The sequence below is a fragment of the Paenibacillus aurantiacus genome (genome assembly GCF_042431225.1).
GTDB classification, from domain to species: domain Bacteria; phylum Bacillota; class Bacilli; order Paenibacillales; family Paenibacillaceae; genus Paenibacillus_Z; species Paenibacillus_Z aurantiacus.
Genome location: NZ_JBHMDO010000003.1, coordinates 332,879 through 348,255 on the forward strand (window position 1 = coordinate 332,879; position 15,377 = coordinate 348,255).

12 protein-coding genes and 1 pseudogene are annotated in these 15,377 nt (G+C 58.3%); 6 read left to right on the forward strand and 7 right to left on the reverse strand.

The features are described 5' to 3' along the window. Positions 1-175 precede the first annotated feature (175 nt). Entirely contained in the window at positions 176-1,381 is a 1,206-nt protein-coding gene (locus tag ACFFSY_RS02390) for an MFS transporter (RefSeq protein WP_377489316.1), read from the forward strand. Between the two features lie 612 nt (positions 1,382-1,993). On the opposite strand, the gene ACFFSY_RS02395 is transcribed toward ACFFSY_RS02390, so the two are convergent. From ACFFSY_RS02395 to ACFFSY_RS02420, 6 genes are all read right to left on the reverse strand, one after another. Next, positions 1,994-3,166: an ABC transporter permease gene (locus tag ACFFSY_RS02395; RefSeq protein WP_377489319.1), complete on the reverse strand. Its 1,173-nt coding sequence runs from the start codon at positions 3,164-3,166 to the stop codon at positions 1,994-1,996. Continuing rightward, positions 3,144-3,872 (reverse strand): ABC transporter ATP-binding protein, encoded by a 729-nt coding sequence (locus tag ACFFSY_RS02400; protein WP_377489322.1) that lies wholly within the window; start codon positions 3,870-3,872, stop codon positions 3,144-3,146. Before ACFFSY_RS02400 ends, ACFFSY_RS02395 begins: the two co-directional genes overlap by 23 nt. Beyond that, positions 3,873-5,357: an efflux RND transporter periplasmic adaptor subunit gene (locus ACFFSY_RS02405; protein ID WP_377489325.1), complete on the reverse strand. Its 1,485-nt coding sequence runs from the start codon at positions 5,355-5,357 to the stop codon at positions 3,873-3,875. After that, positions 5,354-6,055 carry a hypothetical protein gene (locus ACFFSY_RS02410; RefSeq protein ID WP_377489328.1) on the reverse strand — a complete coding sequence of 234 codons (702 nt, stop codon included), beginning with the start codon at positions 6,053-6,055 and terminating at the stop codon, positions 5,354-5,356. Before ACFFSY_RS02410 ends, ACFFSY_RS02405 begins: the two co-directional genes overlap by 4 nt. Before the next feature lie 370 nt (positions 6,056-6,425). Continuing rightward, positions 6,426-7,811 (reverse strand): sensor histidine kinase, encoded by a 1,386-nt coding sequence (locus ACFFSY_RS02415; protein WP_377489331.1) that lies wholly within the window; start codon positions 7,809-7,811, stop codon positions 6,426-6,428. Beyond that, on the reverse strand, positions 7,808-8,497 hold the full coding sequence (locus ACFFSY_RS02420; protein ID WP_377489334.1) for a response regulator transcription factor: 690 nt from the start codon (positions 8,495-8,497) through the stop codon (positions 7,808-7,810). The genes ACFFSY_RS02415 and ACFFSY_RS02420 overlap by 4 nt, the downstream gene beginning before the upstream one ends. A gap of 793 nt (positions 8,498-9,290) precedes the next feature. On the opposite strand from ACFFSY_RS02420, the gene ACFFSY_RS02425 reads away from it, so the two are divergent. Beyond that, positions 9,291-10,238 (forward strand): hypothetical protein, encoded by a 948-nt coding sequence (locus tag ACFFSY_RS02425; RefSeq protein ID WP_377489337.1) that lies wholly within the window; start codon positions 9,291-9,293, stop codon positions 10,236-10,238. A gap of 85 nt (positions 10,239-10,323) precedes the next feature. On the opposite strand, the gene ACFFSY_RS02430 is transcribed toward ACFFSY_RS02425, so the two are convergent. After that, positions 10,324-11,274 (reverse strand): putative periplasmic lipoprotein, encoded by a 951-nt coding sequence (locus ACFFSY_RS02430; RefSeq protein WP_377489340.1) that lies wholly within the window; start codon positions 11,272-11,274, stop codon positions 10,324-10,326. Positions 11,275-12,010: 736 nt separating this feature from the next. On the opposite strand from ACFFSY_RS02430, the pseudogene ACFFSY_RS02435 reads away from it, so the two are divergent. From ACFFSY_RS02435 to ACFFSY_RS02450, 4 genes and pseudogenes are all read left to right on the forward strand, one after another. Continuing rightward, positions 12,011-12,302, forward strand: a pseudogene (locus tag ACFFSY_RS02435) (TspO-related membrane protein); the annotation flags it as partial. 22 nt (positions 12,303-12,324) lie between these two features. Beyond that, a complete protein-coding gene (locus tag ACFFSY_RS02440) occupies positions 12,325-12,774 on the forward strand; it encodes a TspO-related membrane protein (protein WP_377489346.1) in 450 nt (149 codons plus the stop codon). Positions 12,775-13,878: 1,104 nt separating this feature from the next. Further along, positions 13,879-14,487 (forward strand): DUF2087 domain-containing protein, encoded by a 609-nt coding sequence (locus ACFFSY_RS02445; protein ID WP_377489699.1) that lies wholly within the window; start codon positions 13,879-13,881, stop codon positions 14,485-14,487. A 23-nt stretch (positions 14,488-14,510) separates the two neighbouring features. Continuing rightward, positions 14,511-14,777 carry a hypothetical protein gene (locus tag ACFFSY_RS02450; RefSeq protein ID WP_377489349.1) on the forward strand — a complete coding sequence of 89 codons (267 nt, stop codon included), beginning with the start codon at positions 14,511-14,513 and terminating at the stop codon, positions 14,775-14,777. Positions 14,778-15,377: the final 600 nt, after the last annotated feature.

Here is a 15,377-nt window from a genome sequence, read left to right on the forward strand (position 1 = left end):
CCTTTCGTTTCCAATTCAACCAATCGTCAATGAAGCAAGATTCCATAAGCATCATTATCCCGCAGCAAACTCAGCTTAAACGAGCATACGCGGGATTTTATCGCGTTAATCGGAAGAGACGTCCATTCTTCCCGCTTGCATTCGGGGTGTATGATGGAAATAAGGAGATGACTGCATGGAATATTCGTGGAAACGCAACCTCATCGTGTTATGGACCGGCGTGTTCTTTTGCAGTACGGCTTATTCGATTTCCATCCCGTTTATCCCGCTGTTTCTTAATCACGACCTCGGCATCGAGCGGAATTTGGAGCTGTGGTCGGGCTTCGCGTTTGGTATCACCTTTCTCGCCAGCGCCTTGATCGCGCCTTACTGGGGCTCGCTCGCGGACAAATACGGGCGCAAACCGATGCTCATCCGCTCCGGATTTTCGCTTGCGGCGCTGTACGTGTTAACGTATTTCATCCACGACCCGTATTTGTTCCTGATCCTGCGGATCTTTCAGGGGCTGCTGGCCGGTTACGTGCCGGCTGCGATTGCGCTGGTCGGCACGAACACGCCCGAGCATAAGACCGGCTATGCGCTCGGCATTATGGCGACGGCCAGCGCGACCGGCGGGATTCTGGGCCCGCTCGTCGGCGGCGTCGCCAGCCACTACATGGGCAACCGCGAATCGTTCCTGATCTCGGGCGCGGTCGTTCTCGTCGCGGCGCTCATCGCGACCTTCTTCGCGAAAGAGCAGACGTTCAACCGTTCCGCCGTACGCTCGAGCATTCGCGATGACATGCGCCATGCGATGGAGAACAGCCTGTTCATGAGCACGCTCGCGCTGCTGGCCATCACGACGTTCTCGGTCATGATTCTCGAGCCGCTGCTCACCGTATACATGCTGCAGCTCGGCGTCGGACAAGGCGAGGCATCGCTCACCTCAGGGATCGTATTCTCGGCCGTCGGCATCGCGACGCTCATCGCTGCGCCGCAGTGGGGCAAGATCGGCAACCGGATCGGCTACCAGAAGGTGCTCTACATCGGCCTGCTTGGCGGCGGGATCGGCAACATGCTGCAGTTCTTCGTCACGCATTATGCCCAATTCGGCGTGCTGCGCTTCGTGTACGGCCTGTTCTTCGCTGGCGTCTATCCATCGCTGAACGCCACGATCGTCAAGGTAACCGAGCCGCAGTTCCGCGGACGCGCCTTCAGCCTTGGACAGTCCGCCAACCAGGTCGGCACCATGCTCGGGCCGATGATCGGCGGCGTGCTCGGGCGCTCCATCCCGATTCGTTGGGTGTTCATCATCAACGGCATCCTGCTTATCTGCTCGGCCATCATGTTGAAGCGCCAGCGCGCTCGGCAGACGGCTGTCGCCCCGGCGGAAGCGCGGTAGACGAATCATAACGCGAAGCAACCGCCCCTCATCGTGACGTCCCCTAGGGTCGAACGTGAGGGGCTATTGCTCGTGCTGCGGCTGCTCGTTAGCGGCGGACAGGCCGCAGCCCATGTTGAGCCGCGCATTCGCTGAATCGCGCCAGCAGCTGCACTCCACTCATTATTGTTCTCCTTACCCGTCGATACATCGCCATTAGTCACGTCCAACCCACTCAAACACCTCCAATTTCCGGCTCAGCCCACTACTGAGTCCCTCATCCGCTCAAGCACCTCGAATAGTCGCGCTCAATCCACTACTGAGTCCCTCATCCGCTCAGACACCTCCAATAGTCGCGCTCAGCCCACTACTTCTCTCCTTACCCATCAAAACGCCGCTAATAGCGTTACCAAGCCCTCTTTTGAGTCCCTCATCCGCTAAGCAATCGGCTGCAGCCGCGCTCAGCCCGCAATTTTCACTTCTCGTCCCCAAACGTCCAACCTGCACAGTTCTTTCCCCCGACGCAAAAACACACCCCGATCTTCCGACCGGGGTGTGTTTCACAACTTATGCCATTCATAACTAATGCTATTCAATACCTATGCCATTCAATACCCTATGCCGGCTCCGTCGCTATTCGAACCGCAGCGCGTCGATCGGCTTTAAATTCGCGGCCTTGTTGGCCGGGAACATGCCGAAGATAATGCCGATGAAGACCGAGAAGCCGAAGGCCAAGCCCATGATCGGATACGACAGCTCTACGCCGAGCGTCGTCGTCTTCGAGACGAGGAGCGCGATGCCGACGCCGAAGCCGACGCCGAGCAGCCCGCCCAGCCCGCTGAGCGCGACCGATTCGATGAGGAATTGAATCATAATATCTTTCTTCTTCGCGCCGATCGCCTTCCGAATGCCGATCTCGCGCGTCCGCTCCGTCACCGACACGAGCATGATGTTCATGATGCCGATCCCGCCGACGAGCAGCGAGATGCCCGCGATGCCGCCGAGCGCGATCGACAGCGTATCCGATATGCTGCTGAACGTCTCGAGCACGTCCGCCTGGTTGAAGACGTTGTAGGCGTTCTCGTTGCCGCGGAACTTCTTGTACAACGCGTTCTCGAGCTCCAGCGTCACCGCGTCCATGTCTGCGCCGTCCTCGACCTTAACGTAGACTGTGCTGACGCCTTTCGACTTGAACAGCCGCTCGGAGTTCGTGATCGGAATCATGACGATATCGTCGTTCGACCCGCTCAGCGAGGAGCCCTTCGACGCGAGCAGCCCGACGACCTTATACCGGATGCCATTAATCAGGATCCGCTGGCCGACCGCGTTCTCCGTGCCGAACAGATCCTCCGCCGTACCCGATCCGATGACCGCAATGCGCTGATAGAAGTCCAGGTCGATCTGGGAAATGAACCGTCCTGCCGATACCTGATAATCCTGCGCGCTCGTATAATCCGGCGTCACGCCGAGCACGCTGACGTTCACGCTCGTCGTGCCGAACTTGACCGTGCCGTTCTGCCGGTTCGCCGGCGCGGAATGCTCGATGCCGTCAAGGTCCGCGAACGCCGTCGCTTCCGTATAATCAATCGTCGTCGTGCTGCCCCGCCCGCTGATGTTGACCGTCAGCGAGTTCGTGCCGAGCGCGGCGACGGAATCCGTGACGGACTTCGTCGCCCCTTGCCCGAGCGATACGAGCGAAATGACTGCCGTCACCCCGATAATGATGCCGAGCATCGTCAGGAGCGCGCGCATTTTGTTGCCAAGAATGCTCTTGGCGGCCATTCTAAACGCTTGCCCGATATGCACCCGCGTCACCGCCTTCCTCGCTGATCCGGCCATCCTGGATGCGAACGACGCGCCCCGCCTGCTGGGCGATCGACAAATCATGCGTAATCAAAATGATCGTATGTCCGGACGCGTTCAGTTCCTTGATCAGCGCCATTACCTCGACGCCCGTCTTCGTATCGAGCGCCCCCGTCGGTTCGTCCGCGAGCAATATCGGCGGATTGCCCGCCAGCGCACGCGCGATGGCAACGCGCTGCTGTTGACCGCCGGACAGCTCGTTCGGGCGGTGCTTGCTGCGCGAATCGAGACCGACCTTCGCCAGCGCCTCCATTGCCGCTTCCTTGCGCTGCTTCGCCGGGACGCCACGATAGATCAAGGGAAGTTCCACGTTCTCGAGCGCGCTCAATTTGTTAAGCAGATTAAAATTTTGGAAGATAAAACCGATCTTGCGATTACGGATCTCGGCCAGCCGGTTCTCCCGAAGCCGGCTGACCTCCTCTCCGTCCATCCAGTAGCTGCCGGAAGTCGGGCCGTCGAGACAGCCAATGACATTCATCAGCGTCGATTTGCCCGAACCGGACGGCCCGATGATCGCGAGCATGTCGCCATACGCGATTTCCAGCGAAATGTCGCTGAGCGCGTGGACGATCTCGCCGCCCATTTTATACTGCTTATTCAACTGTTCGATCCGAATGAGCGGTTGGTTCCCGTTCTGCTCTGCACCCATCTAGTTCCGACCTCCTCCGCCTCCGCCGCCAGTACCGCCGGATGGACGCTGGAAGCCGCCTCCGCCGCCTTGGAAACCGCCGCCCCCGCCAGGGAAGCCGCCCGTCATGCCGCCCATGATGCCCATGCCGCCTTGCATTTGCTGCTGGTTGGAAGATGTGCTCGTCACGACGGTCGGAACGACGACCGAGTCGCCTTCGCTGAGCCCGGATACGATCTCGATATAGTCTTCATTATGCAGTCCGACTTCGATGAGCTGCATATTGCCCCGACCGCCTTGCTGATTGCCGCGTCCGCCAGTACCTTGAACGCCTGATTGCGCTCCGCCCGCAGCGCCTCCTTGGCCACCTGCTTGCGCTCCGCCTGCTGCACCGCCTTGGCCGCCTGCTTGCGCTCCGCCTGCCGCGCCGCCTTGGCCGCCTGCTTGCGCTCCGCCCGCTGCGCCTCCTTGGCCGCCTGCTTGCGCTCCGCCCGCTGCGCCTCCTTGGCCAACTGTCGGTGCACCGCCTGCTGCGCCGCCTTGGCCCGCCCATTGGCGGCGTCCAGCCGCGGCCGCTTCCGCGGCAGCCGACTGCTCGGCCGTCGGCAGGATAACCATATACCGGTCGCCCATCGATTGAACCGCGTCGATCGGCAGCAGCAGCGCGTCGTCTTTCTTGTCGATCGTAATGCTGGCTTCCGCTGACATTCCCGCCTTAATGGTCGTGCTTTTGCCTTTATCGACCGTGATGGTGACATCGAACGACGCGACGCCATTGCTGCTGGTACCTTCTTTCGCGATATCCGTTACTTTGCCGGTGAAGGTCTCGTCCTCCAGCGCCTCGACCGCTACCGCGGCGGTCTGCCCGAGCTCTACCTGCGGGATGTCCAGCTCGTCGACAGAGACGACCAGTTCCATGTTGTCGTAATCGACAATCTCGCCGATCTCCGCCGTATTGTTCAACTCGTCGTCCACGGCGACGTTCATCGTCGCGACCGTGCCGCCGATCGGCGCCGTAATCGTCGCCGACGCGCTCTTCTCCTTCAGCTCGGCGATCGACGAACGCGCAAGCTCGATATCCAGCTTCTGCTGCTTCATCTGCAGGTCGATTTTCTGCTGCGCGGCTTCATCCGCCGCCGTTTTGTAACTTTCCTGCAGGCTGGTAAGCTCCATCAGCTTCTTCTCGAGGTCGACTTCCTTCGACTTGATGGAATCGGCGTTATCTTGGCCCGCCAGCACGACGAGCACGTCGCCGGCTTTCACCTTGTCGCCTTCTTTTACCTTAACCTCGGTCACCGTCCCGGACTTGCCGGCCTTCACCGTCTCCCGGTTCGCCAGCGAGATGCTGCCCGAGCCTGACACCGTTACTTCAATGGAGCCTTTGAACACTTTCGTCGTCGCCACGGGCGCCGCTACGACTTGCTCTTCCTTATTCATGACGAAATAGGCCGTTACCGCCCCGCCCACGAGGACGACGCCGATGCCTAGCAGCCACCACTTTCTCATTGCTGATCTCCCGCCTCTCCATTATTGGCCGGCATCGACCGGACTTGCAGCGATTGCGCTGTCGTTTGGTCCGGATTCAGCCATACGGTCACGATGTCGCCCGCTTTGAGCGCCGAAGCCTCTACCGGCGCATTCGACATGCCGCCCGGACCAAAGCTCATCGCGGTAATCGAAGTCTCGGAGTTCAGCGTTACCGTTACCTGCTCATCGGTGAATTCCATCTGGCCGAAGCCGCCGCGACCGCCCTGCGGCCGCTGGCCTTGACCATCCGTCGGCGGTTCGCCGTTCGGACCGCCGCTTGGCCGTTCTTGCGCGCCGTCCCCCGTAGGAGCATCAGCCCCGGAATTTCCTTCCTGCCCGGAAGGAGCCGTTGCGCCAGTCCCGCTTCCTTCCGAAGCCGCGCCATCCGGGGCTTGCCCGTTCGGGCGGCGTCCTCCGCCCATGCCCCCGCCCGGCATATCCGACGGCTGCATGTTCGATTTCTGGATAACAACGGAATCGGCCGTGACGCTGACGATTTTGCCCATCAGATCGCCCGCCCGCTCCGGCATGCCCGCTTCCTTCGTACCGCTTGCCGCCGTCGCGGATATGCCGGCTTCGTTCACCGTATTCGTGCCAGCCGCCTGGCTATCCCCGCTACCGCAGCCAGCGAGCAGGGCGGTCAGCACGAACGCCGCCCCGACGCTTGTCCATTTCATTCGTATCGCCACTTGCGCATGTCCACCTCTCGCTCTGAATTTATGTCCCTAGCATAGCAGGGCAATATGAACGATCAGTGAACATAGCGTTGCCTCGCCGCATGTCGATTGGGCAAGAGCTAGCTATGCTTACGCGTTCCTTGGCGGGCAATGTCGTTAGGTTAAGCGTAGTCGTACGGGTGAAGAATGCGCAGCCTTCGGTTGGTGTGGGCCTTCACTTTCACCTGTCCCTATTCGCTTAACCTGACAGCGCTGCCTTGGCCGGTATCGAGCGCGTTCATGCCAAAAAGCCGTTCCAGACGGGCAATGTCATGAAGTTTAGATTTCACTCAATGACATTGTCCCAGCAGGACGGCTTCCTTTCGGATGCTTAAGCGCTAATCGTGATCGTGAACGTCGTCCCGCGGCCGACTTCGCTCTCCACCTCGATCAGGGCGTCATGCAGATCCAGGATATGTTTGACGATCGACAGGCCGATGCCCGTTCCCACCTTGCGGCTGCGCGATTTGTCGCCTTTATAGAACCGTTCCCAAATCCGCGTCAGTTCCTCCGGGGCGATGCCGATGCCGTAATCGCGAACGACGATGCGCGCGGCGCCTTCTTCCTCACGCAGCGACACATCAACCCGGCTACCTGACGGGGAGTAGAAGATCGCGTTCTGCAGCAAATTGGCCAGCACCTGATCAATCCGGTCGGGATCCGCCAACACGAACAAATCCTCTGCCGGATTGTCGAGACCGACGCTCACGCGGTGCTGCGCGAACAGCGGCTCCATGCGGGCGATCGTCTTACGCGTCTGCTCCGACAGATTGAAGCGGACCTTCTCGAGCCGGAACTGCCCGGCCTCGATTCGCGCCATGTCGAGCAGATCGCCGACCAGCTTCATCATCCGGTCCGACGACTCCTTCATTAACTCCAAATAGCGGCGCTGCTTCTCCTGTGGAATCGCCCCGTCGGTGAGCGCGGTCAGAAATCCGTTGATAGATGTTAGCGGCGCCCGCAAATCATGCGACACATTCGCCAGAAACTCCCGCCGCTGGTTCTCCAGCGACCCCAGCTCGACGGCCATGTAGTTGAGCGCTTCGCCGAGTTGGCCGATCTCATCCTCTGTGCGCACCTCGACCTTGCGAGAGAAATCCCCTTTCGCATACTGCAGCGCTGTCTGGCTCATTTCGCGCAGCGGCCTGGCCAGCCTCCGCCCGAGGACGAAATAAATGGCTACCGCGAGCGGGATCGTCACCAGCATACTGAGCAAATACGGCTGGACGAACCGATTCACGTCGCGCTCGAATTCGAAGGAAAGACTCACGATCGCTTTCTCCTCCATGCCTTCCGCCCCCGGAATCGCCTTCGCGGTGAGCAGCACGCGCGTCTGATCGGAATACGTCTCCTCCGCCACCGGTGTCCCGCTCAGCGCATCGCTTACAATATCCGCTTCAAGCGGAATCGCCTTGCCATGATTGCCAAGCGTATACAGCAGCCTTCCATCCGCGCCGTATAGTTGGTACGTTCGCTCCGGACCGCCCATCCCCCACTGCAGCGATTCGACAAGCGTCTCCTGGTCCCAGCCTTTCGAGTAGCCGTATTTGATACGATCAATGACGCGATCCTGCATCTGCTCCGAGCCGGCGCGGATGAAGCTGCGCAGATTGCTCTTGAAGATCGTCGCCGACAGCAGGCTCGACAAGCCGAACGAGATGAAGGTGATGAGCAGGAAGCTGAGAAACATTTTGGCGAAAATCGTCCTCACCTTCATGCGCCGCCCTCCCCGTACTTATAGCCGATGCCCCGGATCGTCTCGACCTTGCAGTCGATGCCGAATTGGCGCAGCTTCTCGCGAATCCGCTTCACATGCACGTCCACCGTCCGCGGGTCGCCGTCGTAATCGAAGCCCCACACCTGGTCGAGCAGCTGCTGGCGGGTGAAGACGCGATTGCGGTTGGACGCCAGAAAATAAAGCAGCTCGATCTCCTTCGGCGCGAACATCGCGTTCTCCCCGTTCACCGTCAGCTGCAAATGACGCATGTCGAACAACAGCTCGTCCAGCTTGACGATCTCCTCGTGGTACAGCGACGGGTTCGTGCGGCGCAGCACTGCGCGGATGCGGGCCATCAGCTCCTTCGGATCGAACGGCTTCACGATGTAATCGTCGACGCCCAGCTCGAACCCCCGCAATTTGTCGTAGCTCTCGCCTTTGCCCGACAACATGATGACCGGCGTGGCGAAATCCTTCCTTAACCGCTCGCATGCCGCCCAGCCGTCCATCTCCGGCATCATAATGTCGAGCACGATCATATCGGGCGATTCGTCATAGACCAGTTCCAAGCCCCCCGCACCGTCATGAGCGGCAAGCACTTCGTATCCCTCGAGCTCCGCGTACAGCCGAATCAGCTCGCATACATGCTCGTCGTCGTCGATTGTAAGCAATTTGATCGGTCTCATGCTCCGTCCCCTTCGAGTCGAAAATAGTGTTGCCACCATCGTATCACGCGAACATGAAGATAAAATGAACGAACGCTGTCTATTTCCGGGGAAATAATGCCCCAAATGACAAAATCATTCCGCGCTCCTGACAGGGGTTTACCTATACATGTCCCATTTCGCCACGATGCTTGGTTTCTCGCACGACCAATGGAGAAAGCGCTTCCTTTTTGGCGGCGCAGACGCGTTTCTCGAACGTGTGAGGCTTCTAAGATGGGCCAAGCTATCGACTTTCACGAGAAACGATCGTCGCGTTACAATTAGGCCGCCAGGCCTCGACAGGCCGCCCAAATCGCATGCTTAGCAAGGTCGCGCTGCCATAATGCCTAACTGGCCTGCCGGGCCGGATGACTATCAAACGGCGTTGCCTCTCTACTATCCTCCCCCCAAAGACGATCACGACGTGGCTCTCCCGCAAACCTCTTATCTCCCTAATCGTTCTCCTCGTTAATCAAGACTGCCCTCGATTCTCCGCCGCTTGAAACCATGAAAGGTGCTTCATTTGACGTCGGGGAGATCCCTTCGAGTCGAACTGTATGCCAGCTCCGCGATCGAACGATCCGCCCCTCGCGTAGGCGGCAAGTCCTGTTTGGCCGCAGCTGCATCCGGGAGATGCTTCCTATTTTGGCACCAGGCAGAAGGAAAGCGGCAACCCGGCGCGGAAACTTACCTATATGCGGGCTTCGCGAAGCCCGACTATCGCAGCATCTATCGGAAACATCGTTAGTCCAAGTCTAGTGTGGGAGGGATCATCATGTCGGATTCCGTGCATCAACGACTGATCGGCGCGAAAGAACGCGTCTTTCGGCTGCAGAAAGCGCAGCGCAGAAAAGAGGAGCTCCAGAAGCGAATTCGGGAGCAGGAGAGGCTGATCATGCAGCACGAGATGACGCTTGAAGCCGAGACGCCCGAGTACGGCAAGCTCCTGCGCCTGCCAGTCGCGCACCTGTTCCGAACGCTGCTGCGCAGCGAAGTGGAGCAGCATAAGCCGGAACGCCGGCAGACGCTGACGGCCGCGCTGCGCCTTCAAGCCGCTCGGCAGCTGCATGCGGATACGGAGTCGGATTTGCACCAGGTCGGCGTCGACTTAAGCCACTATCGCAACGCTGCGCGCGAATACGATGAACTGATGGCGGAGAAGGAGTCGCTGCTTCGCACCTCGCCCACCTTTACGTACGAATTGGCCGAGATGGACGAATCGATCGCCACACAGGCGGCATTGGCCAAAGAGCTGCAGGAAGCTTGCACCGCAGGACGCCGTGCAGCCGCCTCTCTGGAAGACGTCGCTCGCATGCTCGGGAAGACAGATCATTGGGGCGGATGGGATACGCCTGCAAGCGGCGGATTCGGCGGCAAACCGCATCTCTATGCGCCTATCGACGAGGCGAAAAGCCACATTCATCACGTGCAGCATCTGCTCGCCGCCTTCCGGGATGAACTCGTCGAAGTAAAACGCACGTCAGACCTTGAGCTCGATTTGAGCAGCCTGCTGCGAATGACCGATGATTGGATCGACGCCTTGATTCATGACTGGGTGGCTAACGGGCGCATGCAGAACGCCATTGAAGAAACGCACCGCGTCCTATACGGCGTCCGTGCGATGATCGGCCGAACCGAGACGGCGCATGCCACGGCGGAATCGCAGCTGGCCGGCATGAAGATCAGCCGCTTGAATTGGATCGAAGGACGGGAACTCGCATAGCTTGCGCGGGTCTTAACGCGACTACCATAATAAAGGCTCGGCAGCCGATTGCTGCCGAGCCTTCTTTTGCACAAGGATGCCTGGTTTACAAGGGTGCCGTATAACGCGCAACGCCCGAATCCAGCCGCTTCAAGCCGCTTTCGCCTTCTTCGCCGACGAAGAAGCTCGTGATGCCTTCCGCGCCATACCAGTTCACCGATAAGACGAGGCCTTTGTCCGTATTCGCCGCGAACATCATCTCGAACTGATCGGCGCTAATCTCGCCGCCGTCGTCCACCCGCCATGTCGAGTTCGGTTCATACGTCGCGGGAAAGTCGCAAAACAACAGCTCCTCGCCGCGCGTCAGCACGAGACTCGCCAGCATATCGTCCTCCTGCCGCTCGAACTGAATCAGGTACAAAGCGCCTACGGTGCCGATTTCCGCGATTTTCTTGCCTTGGAGCACGCCTCGCTGTTTCTTCGCTTCCACCGCTTGCACGACCTTCTCGTCCACGGGCTGTCCGCGTCCTTCCGTGTTGATCGCAAGCCCTGCTCCCGGCGGCCACACGTCCGACGTCGTCATCAGGTACGTATCGTCCGCCTTCGCCTCCCCTTCGGCCACGGTATAGACATGTCCGGCGATATGGTCGAAATTGTACATGTTCTGCCTGCTCGTATCCTTCGCATCCGATTCTTGCTTCTTCTCGAATTTCACTTTCAGCACGTTACCGTTGCTGCCCACCGCCAAATCATAATGATCCTGCTTCGCTTCCGTGTCGCCGATCGTGATGAGCCGCTTGCCGCTCTCGTCCGCGAAGGCGAACGCCCCTTGGCCAAGCTTCTCCCTGCTCATCACCGTGCTGGCCGGAACCTCCGAATCGCTACCTTCGTCCGAGCCTCCAACCGCCTCTTCTCCGGCAGGCGGGTCCGCGGAATCGGCGTCCGCTCCTTCCGCTTGCCCATTCTGCTGCGCTGCCGGCGGGTCCGCGCTCTCGTTATTCGCGGCGCAGCCGGCCAGCATACAGGCTAGTGCTACCAGCAGCAATGCCTTTCGCATCGTAATATTCCTCCTTGCCTTTTCAGCACTCGATTGATCAGCGTCACTTGCGCCATCATATACCAGACGCTGTTCACCTCCCATATGTTACCACACTTTACCAAATTCGAAATCCGTCCCAAGACTAATGGCTGGGGGCGGGCACAAATCAAGAGGAGCTGCGCGCTGCGCGCCCTATCGGGCGTGCAAACCAATTAGGGCGCTCAATGCTGCCCCCGCTATTAGCGACACCTACGTCACTATCGCACTGCCACTAACCTCACTTCCCGCCAATAGCGACACCACCGTCGCTATTACACTGCCACTAGCCTCACTTCTCGCCAATAGCGACACCAGCGTCGCTATCGCACCACCATCAGCCAGTCCTCCCACCAATAGCGACACCTACGTCGCTATTACACTGCCACTAACCTCACTTCTCGCCAAAAACCAATCCTTCGCTACATGCTGACCGCCCCATCGGGTGGGCAAACCAAGTAGGGCGCTACATGCTGTCCCACTACCGGGCGTGCAAATTAAATAGGTCGCTAAATGCTGCACATCCGATGCGCAACCCAATTAGGCGCCAAATGCTGCCCATCCGATCGGATACGCAAACCAATTAGGCCGCTTCATGCTGCCCGCCCCATCGGGCGGGCAAGCCAAGTAGCGGGTTTTAACCAAATCCCCTTTGGTGAATATATACCAATTATAGGGGAACCAGCATCGCTCCCCCACATTGCAAAGGAGTTGTGCTATGCAAAATCGCCGTCTTCGCCAATGGTTGAACGTGTTCGGCCTGATCGCGGTCGTGGCCGTGAACGCGCTAGCCGATTGGCTGCCGATCAACGGCTTGACGACCGGGGAGGTATCCGCCAAGTATCCAGTGCTCGTCACCCCGGCCGGTTACGCTTTCTCGATCTGGTCGCTTATCTATGCGCTGCTCGCCGGGTTCGTCATCTATCAGGCGCGCCCGCTCCGCCGAGCGACCGACGGTCCAACGGGTCGGACCCTGGTTTATGCTTAGCTGCCTATTCAACATCGGCTGGATCCTCGTCTGGCACTACGAATATGTCTACGCAAGCGTGGCGGTCATGCTGGCGCTGCTCCTTTTCGCTCATCGCGCTCTACGCGAATATTCAAGCCGCGACGAACCGTCCTACGGTAGGCGAGAGCCTCCTTGTCCGGCTCCCGTTCAGCCTCTATTTGGGCTGGATAAGCGTCGCGACGATCGTCAATATCTCGGTTGCGCTCTACAAGTCGGGCTGGGACGGATTCGGCATCTCCGACGCGACTTGGACCATCGTCGTGCTGGCGTTCGGGACGGTCTTGGCCTTCGTGGTCGGAGGCAAATATTCGGATCCATACTACGTGCTCGTCTTCGTATGGGCCTATATCGCGATCGCCTACAAACAACATTCTTATGATCAGATCGTGACGGCGGCGCTGATTGCGACCAGCCTGCTGCTCGTCTATTCCATCGCTCTGTGGATTCGCAAATTTAAGCAGTTACGGGACTAACCGCGTATGTTTGCGGATCGGCCGGCTTCTAATAGAAGCCGGTCTCTTTGCGTAAAGTACCGCCCCCCGTTGCCCGGCAGGCCGTTCCCCAGTAGCCAGACTTGCTTTCTCCACCCTACAGCCACCTTACCTCCTTCTTCATCTCGGTCACAAATCGGCGAAATCCGGCGAAACTTTATCTAATTGCAAGCATGGGCGAGAAAACCGTGCGCCAAACCGCCCAGATGACACTTAATTCAATATTCTGAATATTTACAAAATTAATATCCGCGTTTACAATAACATCATAACATCCGGTACAAGCTGCACCGGCGTCAAGCTTCTCCCAAGGACAACCGCCGGACTGGATGGAATACGAACGAGAGGGGATAGTCCATTGAAGTAAGCAAGCGAAGCATGTCTAGAATCTAACCGGTTCGCCCTTCCCATCTGAGGCGCATTGGTTTCGTATAAGGTAACCCAACCAGCGCAGCGGTTACCTGCAATCATGCGGAAAGGAGCTATTCTCCTTCATTGTGAACGGCATAAGACATGCGGGAACCCAAGTCGAGACGGATGTATCTTTGGTCAATCGTATCCGGCATTGAACCGGATGAGCACCACCCATTTTTAGCAACGCAAGTTGTCGAACGGAGCGTGTCAAAGGCAATTGAATAGGTCGATCATGCACAGCCAGGGATTTCAGTTGTCTTCGGACAATTGAAATCCCTTTTCTCGTTCAGTCGGTTTTGCAATCTGTCCTAAGACATAAGCCTGTCATCTATAGGCCATGGGGGGCTTCACCGAGCGCTTTCCCTTATCCCGACAGTACTACCCTTCGCCAATTGGGCCCCACGCGATATGCTTCCGACGCGCGTTTTCCTCGGATAACGCTCAGGCTTTGCCCTCTGGACGCCCTTTTCCTGCCGACAGCTAGGTTGGCGATTGGCGGATTTGTCGAACGTGATACGCTTTTTTGTCCCCTCTGGACAAGGCTTACTTTCTTCGCAATGACGATATGGCCTACTCTCGCTGCGTTCCATCCAATCCGCGCCGCACTACATTATATTTGACGATCATCTAATTAGATGATAATCTAACAGCAGAAGGAGTGAACTTACGATGATGCAGTTGGATAAAATCGTCAGCTACCACAAGGCGCTCGGAGATCCGACGCGCATGCGGATGGTCATTCTGCTGACCGAAGGCGAGCTGACCGGGCAAGAGCTGGCCGAGAAGCTGTGCATTTCCCCCGCCACCGTCACGCACCACGCCGCCAAGCTGCGTGCCGTCAGTCTCGTGAAGGAACGGCGCGACAAGAACTCGATTTATTTCACGCTCGACCACTATTTCATGGACGCGTACGCCAAAGCGATGCAGCAGCTTATCGCCGACCGCGCGCGCCCCGCTTCGGAGGAGCAGGAACCGATGGACGACAAGAACGAACGTCTGAGGCAATCCGTGATCAAAAACTTCTTCACCGCCGACGGCAAGTTGAAACACATCCCTTCCCAGCTGAAGAAGAAACGCATCGTGCTGGAATTTCTGGCCGAGAAGCTCGAGGCGGGACGCAACTACACCGAGAAGGAGATCAATGTCTTCATCGAAGCATTCCACCCCGACTTCGCCACGATCCGCCGCGAGTTCATCATGCACGCGTATTTGTTCCGGGACAAGGAGATCTACGAGCGCAATCCGCGCGAGATGTGGGAGAAGTGGGAGACGTTATCATAGCCCATTCGGAAGGAGGCAAGCATATGAAGGACATTCACCCGTATACGATCGAGCAACTTGCCTACTACGAGCAAGCCACTCTGGCAGAACGCGGTCGTCGCGCTTGGATGCTGAGCTCTGCTCCTACCGGCAGCCGCTCCCCATGGATGAGAAGACTTCTGCGCTCGCGAAGACGCGCGGCATTGGTCAGCCAAGCGTACCTGGTGCTCGAACAAATGCTGAAGCACGAGAATGCCGAGCTGCGGCTTCGCACGGCGGAGATTATTTTGCGGCGTACCCGCAGCGTGTAATTTTGCGTCTCATCATCCCCTATCACCAAAGAAAGGCAGCGTTGCTTTCGGAGACCGCGCTACACTCTGAAATGTGGCTGCCTATTTTCGTCCGGGCTGGCAGCCATACCCGACGGCTGAGTCCGGGGTTTCACGTACTAGACGCCCTTCCTTCATGCTCCAACTCCCTTGCTTCATGTGCCAACTCCCTTGCTTCATGTGCCAGCTCCCCTCGCTTCACGTGCCGGCTGCTTTTATAACGTGCCGGCTGCTTCCCTCCCCTATCAGCTCGCCCTCCGCTACGCCTTGTATCCCCCTTGCATTTTCCCAATTCGCCGTTTATTCTCCAGTTAATTCCAAATTATCGCATCTAACCACAAAAAATTGGCATCAATCACAACATTTTGGCTATTTAGCGGCTTTCACGGCGCTGATACGATAGATACACGGCAACGGCGATAACTTCTAAGCGACATGCATTCGTGCGATGAACTATTCGGGCGGCTAATCGTTCATGCGATCAATGGTTCGCGTCGCGAATACACGCACCCGCGTTGCTCGCGCATCCCGTTCTCAGCCGCCGCGGAACGTAAGCGAAGGAAGGAGGAGCCGCATTTTTTG

What these genes read in the sequence shown, in the direction of transcription:
- ACFFSY_RS02445 (WP_377489699.1), top strand. Translation starts at nt 13,879, where the DNA reads ATGCAGTTGGATAAAATCGTCAGCTACCACAAGGCGCTCGGAGATCCG.
- ACFFSY_RS02425 (WP_377489337.1), top strand. Translation starts at nt 9,291, where the DNA reads ATGTCGGATTCCGTGCATCAACGACTGATCGGCGCGAAAGAACGCGTC.
- ACFFSY_RS02400 (WP_377489322.1), bottom strand. Translation starts at nt 3,872, where the DNA reads ATGGGTGCAGAGCAGAACGGGAACCAACCGCTCATTCGGATCGAACAG.
- ACFFSY_RS02410 (WP_377489328.1), bottom strand. Translation starts at nt 6,055, where the DNA reads ATGAAATGGACAAGCGTCGGGGCGGCGTTCGTGCTGACCGCCCTGCTC.
- ACFFSY_RS02405 (WP_377489325.1), bottom strand. Translation starts at nt 5,357, where the DNA reads ATGAGAAAGTGGTGGCTGCTAGGCATCGGCGTCGTCCTCGTGGGCGGG.
- ACFFSY_RS02430 (WP_377489340.1), bottom strand. Translation starts at nt 11,274, where the DNA reads ATGCGAAAGGCATTGCTGCTGGTAGCACTAGCCTGTATGCTGGCCGGC.
- ACFFSY_RS02450 (WP_377489349.1), top strand. Translation starts at nt 14,511, where the DNA reads ATGAAGGACATTCACCCGTATACGATCGAGCAACTTGCCTACTACGAG.
- ACFFSY_RS02440 (WP_377489346.1), top strand. Translation starts at nt 12,325, where the DNA reads ATGTCTACGCAAGCGTGGCGGTCATGCTGGCGCTGCTCCTTTTCGCTC.
- ACFFSY_RS02415 (WP_377489331.1), bottom strand. Translation starts at nt 7,811, where the DNA reads ATGAAGGTGAGGACGATTTTCGCCAAAATGTTTCTCAGCTTCCTGCTC.
- ACFFSY_RS02390 (WP_377489316.1), top strand. Translation starts at nt 176, where the DNA reads ATGGAATATTCGTGGAAACGCAACCTCATCGTGTTATGGACCGGCGTG.
- ACFFSY_RS02420 (WP_377489334.1), bottom strand. Translation starts at nt 8,497, where the DNA reads ATGAGACCGATCAAATTGCTTACAATCGACGACGACGAGCATGTATGC.